Genomic DNA, 20,448 nt, shown 5'->3' on the forward strand with positions numbered 1-20,448 from the left:
TGTTTGAAACCCTCCTTCTCCGAACACCGATACCCACACGCTTCACCACCAGTGACTGAACCTGCCACAGGTGCACCCCGCGCTATCCGCGGACAACCATCCAAAAAATTTGTACGGACCACGAACCACACAGCCAACCCACCAAGAAACAAAGCCTCGAAAATATGCGAGGCTTAACCAACGAAATGACCACCCTGCCCGCGCAATCAATCCATAAAAATGAAGCAGCAATACACGTGATGCCGTGAGCGTGACCAACGTAAGTAACCATCCGGATCACGCAACCGACACATCACGACATGAGGCAAAAAATGCGTGTGAGGCGGTGCGAGTTCTTTGGCAAGCGTGCTTGCCCGAGAGCGTACGGGGCGAAGCGTGTGCGTGTAAGAATTCGCGAGAAGGAGGGGTTCAAACATCCGTGGTTCTGGCGAGCACCGTGCTTTTGGGGTGCCAAAAACGTGGAAACTGCACGCTAGGTCAACTTACGAGCCCTCGTTTTGAAAGCGCTTTCTTTGCTTCGTTTCTTTGTCGCTTTGGACAAAGAAATGACGCGCCGCCACGCGCAGTGGCTAATAGTGATAAAGAAATGAGCTCACTCACGCAGACCACTAACCCCGAAAGCAGCAACCCGGCAATGACTCAGACCGCTAACGCACGAACCTGGCATCAACCCTCAACCGACCACTCCCCGTCCAGTCACCCAAAACCCAAAAAGTGCGAACGAACAGGCTTATGGCCGCCACCTGTACATCATCACTTTCCCCCGCGCATCTTCCTCAACAAACACCAAATACTCACCATTCGCCTGCCGGCTCGCACTAATGCCATTCGGCACATCCACCCACCCCGACGCACCACCCACCTCCGGACCCGGCTTGATCACCCCAACCTCACGGCCCGACTCCTTCTCATACACATGCACCATCCCAACCGGTTCCACCGTGAACACATACTTGCCCTCAACCGTCACACCAATCGTCGTAGCCAAAGGCTTGCTCTTCGTGTCCCAAGGCAACTCAATCGAATATCGCTGCACCGGCTCCTTCGACCAATGGTCATATCGCACCAACCGTCGCCCCACTTCCTTCCAATACCCACGATCAAACGGGTCATCTGCCGTGTACCCAGTCAAATACATCGTGTCCGTATCCGCCTCATACACCGCACGCTTCACCATGTTGAACGGCGCAGGCATCGCATAGTTCTGCGCATTGGCATACGCATAAACCGGATTGCCCACACGGTCCACACCACCGTATCGAAAGCGATTGATCCCCTTCGTGTCACTCGTGTGCCAGATGTCACCCTTCGTATCAACCCACCATCCCCATCCACCAGGATTAGGTAGTACTCCATTGTTCACATCGAATTCGTTCGTCTCAAAGCGGCCATTGCCGTTGGCGTCACGCCAGATCCAATCACCACGCGGCGGATGATTCGGAATGTTCTGCACACCACGCTCACGCCCCGCAAAGTAACCCGAAGGAATCGCCAGCTCTCCATCACGCTTCGCATCAAAGCGATAAATCTTCAGGTGATCCGAATACATGTCCGTCAAATACAAGAAAGTGCGGCCATCCACCTTGCGAGCAATCGGCTCCCCCGGCCAGTCATCGACACTAAAGGTGGGATCCTCGGGATACTTGAACCGCCCCGACAAAAAACCCACGTACTTCCACTCCTGCCCCACAGGTTTCGACAAGTCCAGTTCAAAGCGCTTGTTGCCGGTGTACACACTGTTCGGACGCGCCGGATCCATCCACGCACCATCCACGAACAACAATCCTTGCACCTGCCACAACTGCCGGCCGTCCGGCGCGTAACTCTCAAGCGTCGCGCCGAGTCCGGCGCCGGTCGCGCCCTGCCGCACGCCAATCCCGTTCGTCGATACATACACGTTCCCGGCCGCGTCCACTCCCACGCCGGTCAGCCCGTTGAAACGCTGCGGACCAGGCTGCCCCGCGACACCCGCAAAAATGCCGCCGCGCTCGCCGAGCGTACCGGTCTCGCGGTACTTGCCGGCGCCGCCATCGCGCGTGAAGATCAACACTTGCTGACGCGGTCCGTTGTCAGCAATCAGCAAACGTCCCTGTGCATCAATCGTCAAATCCACGGCGTCGGTGCCCGCCGCGAGCGCGGGGGCATCGTCGATCACCGTGCCTGCCGGCGTGTAATGCGCGAGCCGTGCCTGGCCGCCTCGCGTATTGACCAGCGCCCACAACGTGCCGTCCTTCGCGAGCGCCAGGCGCCCCGGCTGCGTCGCGTTCCATTTGCTCTTTTGCTGCATCGACTCGGCGTCGTACACCTCGATGCGGTCCATCGCGGTATTCGCCACGTACAACACCGCATCCGATGCCGCCAGGCCACCCACGTCCTGCTTCACATCGTCCGTCTTCGGTGCGCCGCGCTTGTCTTCCGGCGCCTCGTTGATCATCAGGAAAGCAGCGGCGAGCTGCGCGTGGCCGTCTTTATCGGCGGCCAGGTTCGCCTGGAACGCCACGCTGCGCTTCATGTCGCCGATGTCGCGGCGCGACACGCCAAACCACTGCGTGCCCTTGGGCGGCCACACACCCGCCTTCGACAACTTGCCGCGCTCGTTGCCCACCCCGACCGCGACAAACGCATAGCGCCCGTTAAGCGCGATCGCGTTGCCGCCGTAGTTGCCCCAGCCATGCGTGCCACCGGCCGTGCCAAGCACCTTGCCGTCCTTGTAGACGCTCACTTCCGCGCCGCTTTCGTCCCAAGGCGCATTGGTGTACACGCGGCCGTCGGGCCTGACGGCAATCGCAGTAATGTTGATCTGCGTCCACGTGCCATCGCCGAAACCAAAGGTGTTGCCAATCCACGATGTGCGCGCCTGCAGCACCGTGGGCGACGCCGGATACGCGGAACCCACCGCAGCCAGACCGAGCGCTCCAACGGCTCCAACAACCAGAAAACGTGATGCCAGAAACGAAAAGCACGAAAAACACGAAATGCGCGAAAAACGATGCAAGAGGTTTTCTCCGTCTGAGAGCGGCCCGCTCTGCTCTCCATCGGTCGACGGCGCAGTAGAGGCGTCATGGCCGTTACTCGGTTGAGCCAAGAGTACCGTTCAAATATTGCAAAAAAATCTGAAATAAATGCGGTGCGACGCCGGACTGCCAGTGGTGAACAAGCCACAAAATACGATCAGTTACCGTTAGAAACGACTTTTAAATGCCTTGCCCGCGCTGCATGACCAGCCGATAAGAAGCCGGAGCCTTTGTCAGCGCGCGGCCAGAGCGACGATTGACTTTCACACTGACTTATTTCATTCAAAAAAATGTTTCGAAAAGTAATAAATCCAACGCCTTGCCGGCCTCTCCGTGGGCATTTCCGGAAATACTTTTTAACGTGTGACCTTCGACAATCGAATATTTTCCGGTTTGTTCTTTCTTAGAATAAGGAAAGCGTAATGTTCGGCTGTCGGACCAAATCCACGCGCAGTCCGCGCAATACGCTTCGCCACGCCACGCTCGGGGTCGAGACCTGAATTCCCAATGTCCGACAATCGCGCATGGACATTCATCGATTAATTGACGATACGTCACGTCCAGCGCCGGTCACGCCGGGTGTTCCGCACCCTTGGAGGAAGGGCTACGTGATAAAATTGTCGAACAAATCAACGCGCAAAAGGCTGGCGCAAAACGCTCAAAAGCGCCGTAGTACGGGCACAGGGCGGAACTGCACGTTCTCATGCTGAATGCCGTTTGGTGATGGATTCCATCAATTGGCGGCTATGCTGTTGGAAATCGGCAAGTAACTGGCGTCACCGGACAAGGCATGCAGAATCATTCCCTTAATGCGGCAACCCTTTGTGCGGCAACCCTTTGCGAAACGGCCGCCGCAGACATCAAGCGCAATGAACGACAAAAAACATCCTGACGGCGGCGTACGCCGTCGCGCTCTCATCACGGGTCTTTCGGGCTTTACCGGACGCCACTTGGCCGCACGTCTGCTGGACGAAGGGTACGACGTGTGGGGCACGACTTCGCCCGCGTTCGAGCCCGCCGTGCCCGGCACGACTGGCGTGCCGGTCAACCTGCTTGATCTCGACGCGGTGCGTGCGTGCGTGAGCGACGCCCAGCCCGATGTCGTCGTTCATCTTGCCGGTCTCGCGCACGTCACGGGCAACCCGCCCACGCAAAGTTATCTGGTCAACATCATGGGCTCGCGCAATCTGCTCGAGGCGTTGTCGCAGCTCGACAAGAAACCGCGCGCCGTGCTGATGGCGAGTACATCGAATGTGTATGGCAATGCGGACGTGGAAGTCATCGACGAAAACGTGCCGCTGAATCCCGGCAACGACTATGCGGTGAGCAAGCTCGCCATGGAGAACATGGCGCGCTTGTGGCTCGACCGCCTGCCCGTCTTTTTTACGCGCCCGTTCAATTACACCGGCGTTGGCCAGAGCGAAGACTTCCTGTTGCCGAAGATCGTCAATCATCACGCGCGTCATGAAGCACGCATGTCGCTTGGCAACATGGCCGTGAGCCGCGATTTCTCCGATGTCCGCGATATCGTCGAAATCTATACACGGCTGCTGGAAATCGCGCCCGCGGGCGAGGCCTTCAATACGTGTTCGGGCACCGGCCATTCGCTTGGCGAAATCCTGACCATGATGGAGCGTATCGCGGAGTACAAGATCGATATCTTCGTCGACCCACGCTTCATGCGGCGCAATGAAATTGCGAAGCTGGTCGGGTCAAACGCCAAGCTGCGGCGCGCGATTGGCAGCGTGCCCACGACCCCTATCTACGACACGCTCGAGTGGATGTTCAAACATGCACGCGCGCAGGTCGAGAGTAAAGCCGTGCAGGGCGCCGCAGTTGTCAGGACGTGACGTGGTTCGCGTGATCGGCGTGTACGGTATGGCCGGAGACCAGATCATCTGCGGCTACTTGCAGTGACGACTGCCGTTTATAGATCTCCGCGATCCATTCTATGAACACCTTCACTCGCCGTGGCTGATGCCGGTTCGCTGCATACAGGATCGACACCACGCGCGGATACGACGGATACGCCCGCAGCACTTCCCTCAGTGCGCCGCTTTCCAGATATGACGACAGCGTATAGCTCGACGCCTGAATCAGCCCGAGGCCGGCGAGGCCGCATTCCACATACGAATCCGCGTCATTGACCGCCAGTAGCGCCTTGAGCGGAATGGTCCTGGTTTCGCCGCCCACGACGAACTCCCAGCTTCTGACGCGGCCGGTCTTGCTCACCAGATAATCGACGCACATGTGGTGCTCGAGATCCTCGAGCGTTTTGGGTTCGCCATATTTCTCGATATACGACGGTGCTGCCGCAGTGACTTGGGAATAGCGGCCGATCTGCTTTGCCACCAGGCCGATATCGCCGACTGCGCCTACGCGGATTACGCAATCCACGCCGGCTTCGATGATGTCGACTTGCTTGTCGGTCAAGCTCATTTCCACGCGGATATCCGGGTAGGCTGCGAAGAACTCGGGGAGTGCGGAAATGATCGTGCTCTTTGCCATGAGCGCGGGCAGGCTGACGCGCACGGTGCCTTTGGGGCTCAGCTTGGAGCGTGACAGGGCGGACTCCATGTCGTCGACTTCGCCGAGTACTCGCACGCATCGCTCGAAGTAGATCTCGCCGTCTTCGGTGATGCTGATGCTGCGTGTGGTGCGGTTCAGGAGGCGTGCGCCGAGGTGCGCTTCGAGTGCCTGGACGGTGCGGGAGACGCTTGCGGCGGGCAGGCGTAATGCATCGGCGGCCTTGGAAAAGCTGCCGCTCTCGACCACGCGAACGAAGACTTTCATTGCTAGAAAACGGTCCATGCCAGGAGTCCTTCTGGCCCGCAGATGTCAGGTATCTGGCTTTTTTGCTGCTGCGCGGGCCTAAAGGGGGATAGTACGACGGTTTGGGGAGGTTCTGCTTGGACGGGGCATGGGGGGGTTTGGGGGGCGGGGTTGATGCCGCGGTGGTGGGTTTCAGGGTTAGCGGTCGGGGTCAGTGCCGGGGGGGTGGGTTCCGGGGTTAGCGGTCGGAGTCAATGCCGGGTTGCTGCTTCCCAGGTTAGTGGTCTGCATGAGTTGGCTAATTTCTTCATCACTTTTAGCCACTGCGCGTGGCGGCGCGTCATTTCTTTGTCCAAAGCGACAAAGAAACGAAGCAAAGAAAGCGCTTTCAAAACGCGGGCCCATAAGTTGACCCAGCGTGCAGTTTCCACGTTTTTGGCACCCCAAAAGCACGGTGCTCGCCAGAGCCACGGATGTGTGAAACCCTCCTTCTCCGAACACCGATACCCACACGCTTCGCCACCAGTGACTGAACCTGCAAAAGGGGCACCCCGCGCTATCCGCGAAAAACCATCCACCGAATTTGTACGCACGCCGAACCACGTCGCCAACCCGCCTCGAAACAAGGTGCTCGGATAGATGAGGCCCTAACGTCAAAAAATAACCGGGCCGATCATGCCAACCAAGCAGCTAACCCATGAAGAGTCGTAGCGCCAAATACGCGTGATGCCGTGCGAGTTTCTTGGCAAGCGTGCTTGCCCGAGAGCGTACGGGGCGAAGCGTGTGCGTGTAAGAATTCGCGAGAAGGAGGGTTTCACACATCGGTGGTTCTGGCGAGCACCGTGCTTTTGGGGTGCCAAAAACGCACAAAGTGCACGCTAGGTCAACTTATGAGCCCGCGTTTTGAAAGCGCTTTCTTTGCTTCGTTTCTTTGTCGCTTTGGACAAAGAAATGACGCGCCGCCACGCGCAGTGGCTAATAGTGATAAATAAATTAGGTAACCTAAGCAGACCACTAACCTTGGAAGCAGCAACCCGGCAATGACTCCGACCGCTAACGCAAGAACCTGGCAACCTGAGCACTAACCCCGACCGCCAACGCAAGAACCTGGCAACCTGAGCACCAACCCCACCCCCGAGTGCAAACGAAAATCAACGCCCTAAATCAATCGCTTCGCTATAAACCGCCGCCACGCGCTTGGCGATCACCGGCGTATCGAAATTCTCCCGCGCATAGATCCGGCACTCCTGCTCCGTCGGCAATTTCAACGAACCATCCAGCGCACCGATCAAGCCATCGGCAATAGCATCCACCCCCGTCGACGGCAAAACCAAATTCGCCGATAACGGCGCAACCGCCTCCGGCAACCCCCCCACCGGCGTCACCAGCACCGGCGTCCCCGAAGCCAGCGACTCCACCGTAATCAACCCAAATCCCTCCAGCGCAACCGTCGGCACAATACTCACATCCGCCGCACGATACAGCGCCGCCAAATGCCGGTCAGGCACAAAACCAAGCAGCCGGACATTGTCATCAAGACCCGCATCCGTAATGCGCCCCTGCAACTCTTCCGCAAGACGCCCCTTCCCCGCGATCAACAGCAACACATCCGGTTGCTTAGCCTTCACACGCTTCATCGCTTCAATCAGATCTTCAAGCCCCATCCGCCTGACCAGCCGACGCACCGCAAGCACCACCGGCCGGTCCAGCGGCAACTGAAGCCGGCGACGCGCATCGGAACGGCTCAGCGGCACATTGAACTGCGAGACATCGACACACCCCGGCACCACCCGAATCCGCTCCGCAGGAATCGCATAACGCGTCCGCAATATCTCCCCAAACGCCTCCGACAATACGATCAACCGCGACGAACGCGCATACACCCGCTGCTCAAGCATCCGCTTGGTCCGCTGACCGAGCGAATCGGCGCCCTCAACATGGCTCTCGTCCGCCCACGGCCCCTGGAAATGCGAGACCTGCGGAATGCCGCGCGTGACATCGAGACCCGGGAAGGTATAAAGCGCAAAGTGCGACGACACCACATCGGGCCGCTCACGGCTCAACGACGCCCGCAACGCCCGGCGCGCCGCCATCAAGCGGCGCGGCAACGACTGCGCCGCCGGACCGAAGCCGTGAATCGCGCCCTCCGTGTCGGCCGCCACCCGCGCCGATCCCGCGACCACGCCACGCACCGTGACGCCCGCACCCGGCAACGCGCCGACCAACGTGTGATACATGCGGTCCAAACCGCCCGCGCGCTCCGGAAACCAGTGCATTCCAATTTGCAGCGACTTGATGGCTTGCGTGCTCATATCCACGACCCCGATCGAAATTGTTGATGAATAACGACAACCGCCATCTTGCTCATACTGGCGATGCGTTTGATTCGTTTGAAATGTCAGTCAGCACCGCATGGCGGGCACTGATCGTCGCGCTGTTCGTCAGCGCCGCCGCTTTAGCGGCTCCGCCCTCCGCCTGCGCTTCACCGGAAGCCGCTGCGCCGGCCTGATTCGCAAAACCGCGATACAGATCCAGATACCGCCGCGCCATGCGCGCCCAGCCAAAATGATCCGCTAACAGCCTCGACGCTTCACCCATTTCGCGACGCCGCTCAGGTGCATCAGCAAGCCGGGTAATCGCACCCGCGAGCGCGGCAGCATCGTCAGGATCCTCAAGCACAATGCCGCAGTCAGTACCGATAATCTCCGCCCCGCCCGCCGTCTTCGCGGTAATGATCGGCAGACCCGCCGCGAGCGCTTCCAGCAGCGAGAGGCTCATCGCTTCGTAACGCGATGGGAACACGAAGGCGTCGACGGAATGCATCAGCGTGGGCATGTTCTTCACCAGCCCCAGGAAATGCACGCGATCCGCAATGCCCAGCGCCTTCGCTTCCTCGGGGTAAGGACTGCCCGGGAGATAACCCGCCACCACCAGCTGGACATGGGCAGGAAGTTGAACCAGCGCCTTAAGCACTGTGTCCAGATTCTTGCGCGGCGTGCGCAGGTCGCCAACGAACAGCAGCAGGCAGGCATCGTCTTGCAGTCCGAACGATTTTCTATCGGCACCCGTCACCCGGGCCGCGCTGAACGCGCTCGTATCCACGCCGTTATAGACGACCTCGATACGCTCTCCCGCCACACCATTCGCGCGAATCTCGATAGCCACTTTCTCGGACACCGCGGCAATGATCTTCGAGCGCTGATACGCCCAGTGTTCGAGCTTCGCATTCACGTGGCTATACACCACCTGATACGCGGACCACAAGCCGCCGGTCAACTTAAACGGATAGTACGGACTGCGCAGCCACCCGCCATGCACGAAGTGCGCGGTATTCACATCGGCTTTGGCCCACGATATAAACCCGTTCACATGCAGGACGTCGTATTCGTTCTTGTGAGCCTTTAGCCACAAGCCCGTCTTCAACGCGAAGATCTGCTGCTTGAAAAGCTTGGTCGGCCAGAATCGTCCGACCTTGATCGCGACCCATCGCAAGCGCGCTTCGGAAGCAAGTTCAGGCGCGACGTGCGATGCCAGCAGCGTGACCTGATGGCCTTCCGCCAATGCAGCGCGCGCGATCTCGTAGTTCACGCGGCCTTGCCCATCGTTGTGACGCACGACATGAGTGACGATGGCGATTCTCATCGGAGTGCCTTTTCAGGGAGGGAGTGTGCAAAGAGCGCTTGCTCCCGCCGGCGCGCGAGCCGCTGATGATGGCGCGCCGCGAGGACCGAGCAAAGGCCCATGTAAAGGATCATTCCGCCGATAGACGTGAACGTGTTCGTGAAAACCAGCATGCCGACGATCGCAAACGCAACGCTCAAGGAAGCCTGTGCATATTTGTCGTCGCGCAGCGAAAAAGAAGCCCGGAACGCACGTGCGAGCAATAAGCCCAGGCCGGCCATATACATCAGCGAACCGGGCCATCCGAGCACGAACGGCACGTTCATCACGCCGCTGTCGAAGCTGCCGTATTTACCGAGATCGCCATTGGACGTGGAGAGTTTCGTCGATGAACCGGTGGCGCCGAAACCTTCGCCGGAGACATCGGTGAAGGCCGTCTTCGCGAACGACGCGTAGAACTCGTTGCGCGCGGCATAGCTGTTGTCATCGCTGAGATTGGTGATGGACTGCAAGCGCGTGGCCATCTTGTCAGCTATCGGCCCGAAGGTGAGCAGCGGTACGGAAAGTCCCGCCAGCACCACCGCGCCGACCAGGATCCGCACCCGCACCTTGTTACTTGCCTTGAGTAGTTGCAAGACCATCGCGATGACCCAGCCGCCCCATGTCGAGCGGACCATGCACAGGCCGAACGAGATGAATCCAAGACCGCCCGCGACCCAGCGCACGCTCTGCGTGCCGGCCATGGTGAAGGTGAGCGCGGCCATCATCGCAAGCGCAAACGGGCCCGATGAATTCATGGTGCTGAACACGCGTACGCCGAGCCGGACCGGGTCGCCTTGCGAGGCCATCTGCGAACCGATCATCCACATGGCGTCCCAGGCGGGCATCAGGAAGAACTGCACGAGACCGTAGCCGCCCATGAACAGCATGCCCCAGATGAACGTGTCGAGGATCGCCTGGCGGTACTTCGGATACTCGCGGGCATGGACCATGATGTGAAAGCCGATCAGCACGGGATACAGCCACGCAGCGAGGTCATAGGTGGCCGCCATCGGGCCGTTGGCCATCACGCCGATCAGGTACGCGTAGGCCAGCCCCATGAAGATCAGGAGGAACGGCAGGCCACGCCGCTCAGCCAGCACCTTGTAGTGCCGAACCACCGTCAACGCGCAGATCATGGTCACGACCACGGGCGCGACCTGGATCAGGCTCGTGGCCGTGAAACCGCCCTTCGCGAAATCCGCCAGCCTGCGCACTTCGGGACTGAGAAACCACTGCCACCAGACGAAGCCGATGTAACGCGCGGGACTCTTGAAGTACAGCCATAAGCCGACAGCCGTCGCCATGGCCGGGAACCCGTACGTCAGCGCCGTTCCCTGATGCGCGAGGATGAGCAACAGCGTGAACATCCAGAAGCCGGTCTGCGGCACCCAATGTTTCGGGTCGTCGCGGAACAGGCCAAGGAAACCGGCGCGCAGGGGCTTGCCACCGTTCTCGATCAGATCGGCCAGATACTTCGGCGTGCGGGGAACGGCTGGGGTGCTCATGGATCAGTTCACCCGGCGTTGAGGCGCGACATGCAGCGCGGTTTCTGAAGCGCGTGCCGGTACGTCCATGTGCCGCGTCTTCAAGAACTCCTGCGTGAGGCGCACATGCTGCATCGCGAACTGGCGCGTCGTGTAATCGCGTGCAGCGAAGTGACGGCTCGCCGCCTGTGCACGTTCGAGTGCGAGTGCGGGATTGGCGACTATGCTGGCGAGCGCGCGCTGCAACGCGGGCACGTCGTGCGGCGGTACATAGGACACATGCTCCGGTCCAAAGTAATCGCGCAAGGACCCGACATCGGAGACGATCACGGGCTTGCCCAGCGCCACCGCTTCGAGCACGACCGTTATCCCGGACACATGCGAGTTTGGGTGCAGCGGCACCACGATCACATCGGCCCAGTCATAGAGTTCACGCGCCGCTTTCAAGCCGACTGCCGGCGCGATCTTCACATTGCTTGCATGCAGCGCTTTCGATACCCGTCGACGCGTCGCAATCCGCACTTCATGCACCGGATTCTGCCGGAACGCCTGGACAAGCGACTCCCAGTCGCGATCGCGATCGTTGCCGATTGCCGCGATCCGCACCGGCGCATGCGGTTGCCAGGCCGTCGGCTCCTGCAATGGAAAGTCGATCGGATTGATGCCGTAGAACACCTGCTCCACGTCGCGCTTGAAATATTCACGCGCCATTTGCGCATTCTCGCTCGCGTGCGTAGTCAGGACATCGGCACGTGCGAGCAGCTTCTTGTAGACCCACTTCCGGAGCGCACCGTAACCCGCCCACTTGTCGACGAGCCACACGCTTTGCGCGAGCAACATCGGATTGCCGCGAGCGCGGCCCTTCAAGAGCAGCAGCAGCGCCGCCGATAAATGCTCGGCCTCGGTATGCGTCCAGACGACATCGGCGTTGAGAATTTCCTCACGATTGCGCCACGTATGAATGAAGTCGAAGCCGAGCGCCTCCTTCAATCCACGCCGTGCGAGCCGCACGAATTTATTCTCAGGCTTGTCGCGCGAATACGTCAGCGTGAGTTCAGGAGACTCTGCGTGGTGGTAACCGTACAGGCAGCCGATGTTCTCCCCTTTGCGATAAAACCGCGGGTCCGCGCCATAGAACAAATGCACATTGACCTTGGTCGCTTGCATACGGGAAACCTCCGCGTCGCCGTGATGTTGCGGGTTCCTGACCCGCGCTACGCGGCTCATGCGGCTTTCGCGCCATCGGTGCGCTCGCGCATGGCGAGCGCATAGGCTGCGGGCTCGTGCTGCGCGTCGCGGCGAGCGTCGCGAGCGCCCCGGCGCATCGCACGGTAACGCGTCCAGCAGGCTGCATCGCGAGTGCGTGCAAGCGCGAGCAGGACATGCGCGAAGCCGGGCATCGCGCGAGTACCGATGGCGGCGTACCAGTACCACGCCACATGCCGCGCTACCGGACCCAGATGCTCGCGCAGCACCAGATGCACGTTGTACGCGGTGTCCGAAAGCGCGCCCAGCGTTTGGACATCGCGGCCGTTGTCGTCGAAACGTTCAGCGGGGAAATGATCGACCGCGACGCGCGGATCGTAGACCATCTTCCAGCCGGTGCGCTGCACGCTCAGGCTGAACGAAAGGTCGTTGCCGTGTTGGGCGCCCTTGCCGCGCAGACGGGTATCGAAGCGCAATCCGCCTACTGCCGAGCGTCGATAAATCATGTTCGCGCCCTTGAGCATCAAGACCGTTCGCGGCGCGCCCACACCCAGATGATGGTTGCCGCAGATCTTGCCGGTGCGGCGGATCACGCCGACTTCCGAGCGCTCGCCATCGAGCAGCGCGCCGCGTTCGAACACCCAGTCACGGCCGCCGAGCGCACCCAGCGTTTGATCATTGCTGAAGGCTTGATCAATTCGCGCCAGCCAGTCGACGCGCGGCGCGGCGTCGTCGTCAGTGATCGCGATGATGTCGCAGCGCGCCGCATCGAGCCCGCGGTTCAGCGCCGCGACCTGTCCGCCCAGCCCCGTCTCGATCACGCGCAGCAGGAACGGATTGTTCGCGGCCAGCTCTGTTTCGAGCGCGCGATGCGTCGCGTCGTCTTCGGGACGCGCGACGACCAGCACTTCATCCGCCGGACGCGCCTGAGCGCGCAACGCGTCGAGGCAACGCTTCAGGTCGGCGGGACGACGATATGTCGGCACCATCACGGAAATGGTAAGGGTCGATGTCATGCAGCGCTCCGCTCGGGTTCAAACATTCAAGTAGTCTTCAACCGCTGCATAGTGTCCGCGGCTATAGCCACGCGAACGTGCCGGCATGCCGTTCATGATTGCGCCATGCAGCGGAATACCCGCTGAACGCAAGCGCCGGATGGCATCGGAGATCTCCATTTCGTTGTGCGCACCCGAGCGCATCACGAGGAAGTTCGTCCCCGAAAGCTTGCCGATAATCGATGCATCCGTGACAGCAAGCACCGGCGGGGTATCGATGAAAACCACGTCATACACGCGGCCCAGGCCATCAAGATATTGCTGCAGGCGCGGCGACATCAGCAGCTCCGACGGATTCTCCGGACGCTTGCCCGCAGGCATGAAACTCAGGAACGGCGTGCGCGTGGTGCGGATGGCCTGCTCGAGTCCGATCGTGCCGGCCAGCAATTCAGCCAGGCCGTTCGCACGCTCCAGACCAAACGAACGTTCCAGCTTGCCGCGCCGCATATCGCCGTCGATCAGCAGCACCTTCTTGCCCGACGCCGCAAGCAACACAGCGAGGTTCACCGCGAGAAAGCTCTTGCCGACACCCGACGCCGGGCCCGTCAGCATCACCGTATGATTGCGCGCTTCCATCAGCGTGAACTGCAGCGACGTACGCAGGCTGCGCATGATTTCCACGCAGACATCGTTCGGACGCATGGTCGCGAGAATGGGTGAGACACGGTCTCGATCACGCTCTGTGCGCTTCGCTTCCGCATCGAGCTTCACCTGCTCCGTGCTCATGGGAATGAGGCCGACCAGCGGCAACCCTGCCAGGCGCTCGACCTTGTCCGGATCCACGATGCCGTTGAACATGGCGCGGCGCAGGAACACGAGGCCAGTCCCGAGGATCAGCCCGAGAATCACGGCCGCCGACATGATGAGGAATTTCTTCGGCTTGACCGGCGCACCCGGGCGCAGCGCGGCATCGACGATATGCACGTTGCCGCCCGTCCCCGCCTTCTGCACCGACAGTTCCTGTACGCGATTGAGCAGCAGCACGTAGATGTCTTCGGCCACCTTCGCATCGCGTTGCAGCGATACGGCTTTTACTTCGGATGCCGGAAGATTCTTGAAGCGCTCGCTGAAGCGCGCACGTTCGGCTTCGAGTTGGCTGAGCTGCTGCTGCGCGACGATAAGCGCAGGATGGCTGCTTTCGAAGCGCTGGTCCAATGTCGCGATCTGAAGCTTCAATGCGGAAATCTGTGCCTCGTAGGTGATACTGCCTTCGAGGTAGACCTTCGCTTCGTCGCTTGCGTTGATCGAACCGGACTTGCTTTGATATTCCGTCAGCGCGGCTTCCGCATGCTCGAGGTCACCCTTGAGCCGCGGTTGTTCGCTCTTCAGGAACGCGAGCATTTTTTCCGCATCGGCCTGCTTGCTTTCAATGTGCTGAAGCAAATACGAATTGGCTAGCGCATTGGCAATTTCAGCAGCACGCGCCGGGTCGCCGTTCTCGAGCGAGATCTGGATCACGCCTGTCGACTTGCCTTGCTCGACGACCGTAATGCCCGACTGAAATGCGGCGATGGCATCGAGGTCATTGGCCCGTAGCACCTCGAAGCGCGTACCGGGACGCGCCACCAGTTTCGTGACATTGATGGATACGCCATTGCCCTTCGCCATCTCACCCACACGGCCTTCGAGCAACGGCACACCTTCAGGCGTCGCCAGCGAGTAGCGGTTGTTGCCAAGCGCCGTCATGGTCATCTTCACGCCTTCCAGCGCCTGGACCACTTCAATTGAATCGACCGTGGCCTCTTCACCGCCCCACGCATACGACGTCATGCCGAGCCAGGGCTTACCCGGTACTCCCGGCGTGGCGAGCCGTGCCGCAATGCTGCCGAGCACCGGTATGGTCACCGGGCTCACCGAGAAGTTGAGCTTGCACTGCTCGATGACCGGCGCGACCACACCCCGGCTCTTGATCATCTCGATCTCGGCGTCGGTCGGCAGCGCGCCCGACGAATTGCCGATGGTTGCGCCCGTCTGCGTCTGCGTGAGCGCTTGCGACGTGTTGTCGGACTGCTCCACGCGAACGTGCGCATCGGCGGAATAGACTGGCTTTGCGACGTAGCAGTACGCGGCCGCGGCGAGAATGATGAACACCGCGGTACCGATCATCCACCAGATGTCGTCGAGGACCACCTGCAGCAACTGGCCGAGGACGACGTCCTCTTCTTCGGTCTTGCCCTGATAGGAATGTGCTGGCGTGCTCACGATTCAACCCCGGTTGGTTTGAGGCATTCGACGATCTGAAAAGCGTTCATCGCGTCAGTTCCTTCAGGTAGAAGAGTGTCTGCAAGGTCGGCAGAACCTGGTTGACCATACGGTTGAACTGGACGGCGCCGGCCGTGCCCACATACACCACGTCGAGCGGGTGAAGCTGGAATTGCGCGGACAGCAGCAGTGAATCCGGTTGCGTCAGATCGAGCCGGTAGATCTCGGGCGTTGCCGGCTTGTCACGCGCGCCGCGCACCACGTAGATTGCCCGTGCGTTCGCGTCGGTATCCAGGATGCCGCCGGCTTGCGTCAGCGCATCGGCAATCGTCAGGCGGCCCTTCAACATGGAAACCGGCAGCGGCGTCTTGACTTCGCCCATCACGAACACGCGGCTGTCGGTACGATCCGGCACGTTCACGATGTCACCCGACTGCAGCATCACGTTCTGCGAAATCTCGCCACGATCAAGCACGCCGTCGGCGTCGAGCACGTAGAGCTTGCCGTTGCGCGTGAGACGCACGCGCTGCAGATCAGCGTCGGCGTTCGTGCCACCCGAGCGTGCGATTGCATCGACCAGCGTGAGCGGCACATCGCTCATCGCGAGCGGTCCGGGGGTCTTCACCTCGCCGGTCACTGAAACCTTCTGGCTGCGATACGCAAGCACGCGAACATCGACTTGCGGCTTCTTCAGGTACGGCGACAAACCCGCTGCGAGCTGATCGCGCATCTCGCCGGCCGTCTTGCCCGCAACGTGGATCTTGCCGACGAACGGGAAGTAGATCGTGCCGTCAGGCGCGACCGTCTGCCCGAACGGATCGGCCTGTCCGGGCAACGCCGTGGTGTACGGCTGCGCGAGCGCACCGGCGATCGTTTGCGTGGTGTTGCCGCCCGCCGACATGGTCTGCCCCTGCTGCGTGGTCAGCTCCGGGTGATCCCAGATCGTGATGCCGACCACGTCCTGCGGCGCCAGGCGATACACGTATTGCGCCGGATCCGCAAAACGCGTGGGCGGCAGCGCCGCTGCCGGACCCGGGCGGTTCTGCTGCATGATCACGTCCGCCGTGATCAGGTGCACGGGGTAGGTCGCGGTCGGCGCGGGGTCGGAATCCTTAAGGCGCGACGTGTCCAGGTTGTAACCTGGCAAGGCGCCACAAGCCGACAAAAAAGTCGTCAGCGAAAAGACCACGGAAACAGATAAAGCTAGAGACCGGTTCACCATATTTTATTCAGCCATCCCTGGACCAGACGTTCAATTAGCCCGAAGCTCTCGCGATAGGCAACTTCGTGGCCGCCGTACGGATCGGCCACTTCAGAGTCTTCCCACTTGCCGAGCAGATGGACCTTGCCGCGTGTGTGCGGCGCCATCTGTTCAATCGCGGCAATTTGCTGCCTTTCGGGCACGAGAATCAACTCGGCTGCGCGCGCCATGGACTCGTCGAGCCGGCGCGCGGAGTGTCCCGATGGATCGACATCGCGCTCCGCCAGCAAGCGGTACATCGTTGGATCGATGTCGCGGCCTTCTTTCGCAAAAAGGCCGGCAGAGCGGAATTCGATCGGGCATCTCGTATCCTGCCCCGCCAGCTTGCCGGCATGCGCGCGGAACAGCATTTCCGCGGCAGGGCTTCGGCAGACGTTCGCATGGCAGACAATCAAGACGCGTCGAAACATAGGTTGTATCCGTTAAAACGACGCGGTCGCGGCATCGGGTCCCTCAACCGAAGCCGCGCTTGCCGCGCCTGGTGTGTCGATATCGTTTTAATGACCAGCTAATCGTGCTGGCCTTTTACTCTCTGAAGCCTGCTTATTGGAGCCTGCTTATTGAAGCCGGTCAGGCCGTGACAGGCGCCTTGACCGGTTGCCGTACACCGCGTCCGATCGCGTGATACTCCACGCCGATCTCGTTCATGGTTTCGGGCTCATAGAGATTGCGGCCATCGAATATGAGCGGAGTCTTCAGGCGGCGTTTCATGCCGTCGAAGTCCGGGCTCTTGAACACCTTCCACTCGGTCACGATGATCAATGCGTCGGCGTCATCGAGCGCTTCGGTGTGATCGTTTGCGTAGCTCAGGCGACCAAGCAGCGCAGGCGTCTCGCGCAGATCGAGCGCAATCACGCGGCGCGCTTCGTCTGTGGCAACCGGATCGTAGGCGCTGATCGACGCGCCGCGTTCCAGCAGCGCCGCGATCAGCACTCGGCTCGGGGCATCGCGCATGTCGTCGGTATTCGGCTTGAACGCAAGGCCCCACAGCGCGAACTTCTTGCCGCGCAGATCATTACCCAAGCGGGCCACGATCTTGTTGGCGAGGGTTTGTTTTTGCGCCTCGTTCACCGACGTCACCGCCTTCAGGATTTCCATCTGCTCGTCATACTCGCCCGCTGTCTGGATCAGCGAACGCACGTCCTTCGGAAAACACGATCCGCCATAACCGCAACCCGCATACAGGAAGTCGTAGCCAATGCGCGGATCGGAGCCAATGCCGCGACGCACCGCCTCGATATCCGCACCCACGCGATCCGCGAAGTTCGCGAGCTCGTTCATGAACGAGATACGCGTGGCGAGCATGGCGTTGGCCGCGTACTTGGTGAATTCCGCCGAGCGTACGTCCATGTAAAGCGTGCGTTCGTGATTGCGGTTGAACGGCGAATACAGTCTCTTCATGCGTTCGCGGGCACGTTCGCCGGGGACGTCGTCATCGCAGCCCAGCACAATCCGGTCGGGCCGCGTGAAGTCGTCAATCGCCGCGCCTTCCTTCAGGAACTCCGGGTTCGATACAACCGAGAACATATGCTGCACGCCACGCGTGGTGAGTTCCTGATCGATCGCCGCCTTCACGCGACGCGCGGTGCCGACGGGCACCGTCGACTTGTCGACGATCACCTTGAAGTTGTTCATGTAACGGCCAATGTCGCGCGCCGCTGCAAGCACGTACTGCAGGTCGGCCGAACCGTCTTCGTCCGACGGTGTGCCCACCGCAATGAACAGCACTTCGCCGTGTTCAACGGCAGCCTGGACATCGGTGGAAAAGCTTAGGCGTCCGGCAGCGCGATTACGCGCGATGACTTCCTGCAGACCCGGCTCGTGGATCGGCACGCCACCGCCGTTCAGGATCGCGATCTTGCGTTCGTCGAGATCGAGGCACAGCACGTCGTTACCGATGTCGGCCAGACACGCGCCCGTCACGAGGCCTACGTAGCCGCTTCCGATGATGGTGAGTTTCATAGCACGCGCTCCAGGGTTGGCAAATTATTCAAGGCATTCTTAGTAAGCATTGGCACCGGCGAAGCCCTTCCACAAAGTCATTGCAACAATCTTCATGTCGAGGCCGAAGGTCCAGTGCTGCATGTAGTACAGATCGAGCTTCACGCGCCCCATCATTTTTTCGATACGATCCGTCTCGCCGCGAAAACCATTCACTTGCGCCCAGCCGGTGATGCCGGGTTTGATGCGATACCGGTACATGTACCCCTTCACGAGGTCCTTGTAGATGTCGTCGTGTTCGAGCGCATGGGGACGCGGACCGACCACCGACATCTCCCCTCGCAGCACATTGATGAACTGCGGCAACTCGTCCAGGCTGGTCCTGCGCAGGAACGCACCCACGCGTGTCACGCGCTTGTCGCCCTTCTTCGCCTGCGTGACATGACCGCTCGTTTCCTTGTGCACCTTCATCGAACGAAACTTGTAGATCTCGAACTCGTAACCGTCGATGCCCTTCCTCTTCTGCTTGAAGAACACCGGTCCCGGCGAGGACATCTTCACGGCCACCGCCAGCACGATCAGCAACGGCGCGAGGCACAGCAGCACGCCTGCGGCGAACAGCCGGTCGAACACGCGCTTGGGCAGCACCTTGAGGTCCGTGATCGGCGACGCCGCCAGGTTGATGGCCGGCACACCGAGCAGGTCGACGACCGCATGGTTGAAGAACGACAGGCTGCGCACATCCGGTATGAAGCGGATATTCACGAAGTCGTCGCGGAACTCCGTGACGAGCTTGTGGATGGTCCGCTCCTGCGAGATCGGCAGGGCAAGCCACAACTCGCGAATCGCACGTCTGCGCACCAGCTGCGTGAGGTCCCCCAGATCGCGGCTTACCGGCACACCGGCAAGGGTGATTTCCGGGAAGCTTTCATCGAACACATAGACCGGGCTGAAACCCGCCTCGGGACGGCTGCGCATCTGTTCGATCAGGAACTCCCCATAAGGCGCCGCGCCCACGATGGCGACCGCCTTCTGGTTAAAACCCTCGCGACGGATCAACTTGAGCGTCGCGTGCACAACGGCCTTCGAGAGCATCAGCAAGGCCGCCGCGGCGACGCCCCAATACAGCAGCCACAAACGCGACAACAAATCTGCACGATGCACGCTGAAGGTGAGCAGCACGCCGGCGCCTTCCACCATCAGCCATGCCAGCGTCACGCGCCACAGCAGGTCATACACGGGCTTGCCGCGCCACGACTTGTATATGCCGAACGACGGGAACGTCATGATCACCAGCACGCAATTAAACGCGAGCAGCGTGCTTTGCATGTCGTCGAGCCAGACGGCATTTCCCGCGTGCAACGACGCGGCCAGCAGCGCACCCAGCGCTACCATCGCAATGTCGATCATTCTCGAAAGCACGCTCAACATGTAAGACACCTCGGGTGGGAAGACACGGTCTGCTCGGGTCTCGCTTCAACTTCACGCATTCGCCTGGAGCAAACAGAAAGCAAAGGCGGAGAAACGAGAGCTCCCGGAGCCTTGGTACATACCCGTATGAGGCTGGAATTAAATTCATGCTGCAACCGCAAAATAATGTGCGGTTTAATTCGCGTTTTTGCGTGTATTTATTTTTGTCACGAAGCGGTTTGAAAGCCACTGCATGCCCACGATCAGGCCACGACACCAGTCTACAGGCGATGCTTTGTTGAATTTTTTTCAGATTGTTACTGATCGCTAAACACCATGCTGGCAAAGGCATTCCGCCGAATTTTAGGCAATTAATTTTCGAGAAAAAATTCCAGAAAAGTAAGAAAAAAATTCAGTCGCCTATTCTCGTTACTTTTTAA

13 protein-coding genes are annotated in these 20,448 nt (G+C 60.3%); 1 reads left to right on the forward strand and 12 read right to left on the reverse strand.

The annotated features are described in order from the left end of the window. Positions 1-730: 730 nt before the first annotated feature. Positions 731-2,950: a hypothetical protein gene (locus ACSOSP_RS08945; RefSeq protein WP_455310901.1), complete on the reverse strand. Its 2,220-nt coding sequence runs from the start codon at positions 2,948-2,950 to the stop codon at positions 731-733. A 933-nt stretch (positions 2,951-3,883) separates the two neighbouring features. Here ACSOSP_RS08945 and ACSOSP_RS08950 point away from each other — a divergent pair. Continuing rightward, complete coding sequence (locus ACSOSP_RS08950; protein WP_455310685.1) at positions 3,884-4,864, forward strand: GDP-mannose 4,6-dehydratase; 981 nt, start codon at positions 3,884-3,886, stop codon at positions 4,862-4,864. Here ACSOSP_RS08950 and ACSOSP_RS08955 read toward each other — a convergent pair. The 11 genes from ACSOSP_RS08955 to ACSOSP_RS09005 form a co-directional block, all read right to left on the reverse strand. Further along, positions 4,854-5,825 (reverse strand): LysR family transcriptional regulator, encoded by a 972-nt coding sequence (locus ACSOSP_RS08955; protein WP_455310686.1) that lies wholly within the window; start codon positions 5,823-5,825, stop codon positions 4,854-4,856. The genes ACSOSP_RS08950 and ACSOSP_RS08955 overlap by 11 nt on opposite strands. A gap of 1,112 nt (positions 5,826-6,937) precedes the next feature. Next, positions 6,938-8,098: a glycosyltransferase family 4 protein gene (locus ACSOSP_RS08960; protein ID WP_455310687.1), complete on the reverse strand. Its 1,161-nt coding sequence runs from the start codon at positions 8,096-8,098 to the stop codon at positions 6,938-6,940. 52 nt (positions 8,099-8,150) lie between these two features. After that, positions 8,151-9,428: a glycosyltransferase family 4 protein gene (locus tag ACSOSP_RS08965; protein WP_455310688.1), complete on the reverse strand. Its 1,278-nt coding sequence runs from the start codon at positions 9,426-9,428 to the stop codon at positions 8,151-8,153. Continuing rightward, a complete protein-coding gene (locus ACSOSP_RS08970) occupies positions 9,425-10,954 on the reverse strand; it encodes a glucose-6-phosphate isomerase (protein ID WP_455310689.1) in 1,530 nt (509 codons plus the stop codon). The genes ACSOSP_RS08965 and ACSOSP_RS08970 overlap by 4 nt, the downstream gene beginning before the upstream one ends. A 3-nt stretch (positions 10,955-10,957) precedes the next feature. After that, entirely contained in the window at positions 10,958-12,100 is a 1,143-nt protein-coding gene (locus tag ACSOSP_RS08975) for a glycosyltransferase family 4 protein (protein ID WP_455310690.1), read from the reverse strand. Positions 12,101-12,156: 56 nt separating this feature from the next. Then, positions 12,157-13,155, reverse strand: a complete 999-nt coding sequence (locus tag ACSOSP_RS08980; RefSeq protein ID WP_455310691.1) for a glycosyltransferase family 2 protein — start codon at positions 13,153-13,155, stop codon at positions 12,157-12,159. Between the two features lie 18 nt (positions 13,156-13,173). Continuing rightward, positions 13,174-15,399 (reverse strand): polysaccharide biosynthesis tyrosine autokinase, encoded by a 2,226-nt coding sequence (locus tag ACSOSP_RS08985; RefSeq protein ID WP_455310903.1) that lies wholly within the window; start codon positions 15,397-15,399, stop codon positions 13,174-13,176. A 43-nt stretch (positions 15,400-15,442) separates the two neighbouring features. Beyond that, positions 15,443-16,618, reverse strand: coding sequence for a polysaccharide biosynthesis/export family protein (locus tag ACSOSP_RS08990; protein ID WP_455310692.1), 1,176 nt, complete (start codon positions 16,616-16,618; stop codon positions 15,443-15,445). Further along, complete coding sequence (locus ACSOSP_RS08995; RefSeq protein WP_455310693.1) at positions 16,612-17,067, reverse strand: low molecular weight protein-tyrosine-phosphatase; 456 nt, start codon at positions 17,065-17,067, stop codon at positions 16,612-16,614. Before ACSOSP_RS08995 ends, ACSOSP_RS08990 begins: the two co-directional genes overlap by 7 nt. Positions 17,068-17,227: 160 nt before the next feature. After that, positions 17,228-18,619: a UDP-glucose dehydrogenase family protein gene (locus ACSOSP_RS09000; RefSeq protein ID WP_455310694.1), complete on the reverse strand. Its 1,392-nt coding sequence runs from the start codon at positions 18,617-18,619 to the stop codon at positions 17,228-17,230. Between the two features lie 39 nt (positions 18,620-18,658). Further along, on the reverse strand, positions 18,659-20,029 hold the full coding sequence (locus ACSOSP_RS09005; RefSeq protein ID WP_455310695.1) for an undecaprenyl-phosphate glucose phosphotransferase: 1,371 nt from the start codon (positions 20,027-20,029) through the stop codon (positions 18,659-18,661). Positions 20,030-20,448: the final 419 nt, after the last annotated feature.

This window comes from Caballeronia sp. KNU42 (genome assembly GCF_053760385.1).

Coding starts and splice junctions, on each gene's coding strand:
- ACSOSP_RS08950 (WP_455310685.1), top strand. CDS start 3,884: ATGAACGACAAAAAACATCCTGACGGCGGCGTACGCCGTCGCGCTCTC.
- ACSOSP_RS08955 (WP_455310686.1), bottom strand. CDS start 5,825: ATGGACCGTTTTCTAGCAATGAAAGTCTTCGTTCGCGTGGTCGAGAGC.
- ACSOSP_RS08960 (WP_455310687.1), bottom strand. CDS start 8,098: ATGAGCACGCAAGCCATCAAGTCGCTGCAAATTGGAATGCACTGGTTT.
- ACSOSP_RS08965 (WP_455310688.1), bottom strand. CDS start 9,428: ATGAGAATCGCCATCGTCACTCATGTCGTGCGTCACAACGATGGGCAA.
- ACSOSP_RS08970 (WP_455310689.1), bottom strand. CDS start 10,954: ATGAGCACCCCAGCCGTTCCCCGCACGCCGAAGTATCTGGCCGATCTG.
- ACSOSP_RS08975 (WP_455310690.1), bottom strand. CDS start 12,100: ATGCAAGCGACCAAGGTCAATGTGCATTTGTTCTATGGCGCGGACCCG.
- ACSOSP_RS08980 (WP_455310691.1), bottom strand. CDS start 13,155: ATGACATCGACCCTTACCATTTCCGTGATGGTGCCGACATATCGTCGT.
- ACSOSP_RS08990 (WP_455310692.1), bottom strand. CDS start 16,618: ATGGTGAACCGGTCTCTAGCTTTATCTGTTTCCGTGGTCTTTTCGCTG.
- ACSOSP_RS08995 (WP_455310693.1), bottom strand. CDS start 17,067: ATGTTTCGACGCGTCTTGATTGTCTGCCATGCGAACGTCTGCCGAAGC.
- ACSOSP_RS09000 (WP_455310694.1), bottom strand. CDS start 18,619: ATGAAACTCACCATCATCGGAAGCGGCTACGTAGGCCTCGTGACGGGC.
- ACSOSP_RS09005 (WP_455310695.1), bottom strand. CDS start 20,029: ATGTTGAGCGTGCTTTCGAGAATGATCGACATTGCGATGGTAGCGCTG.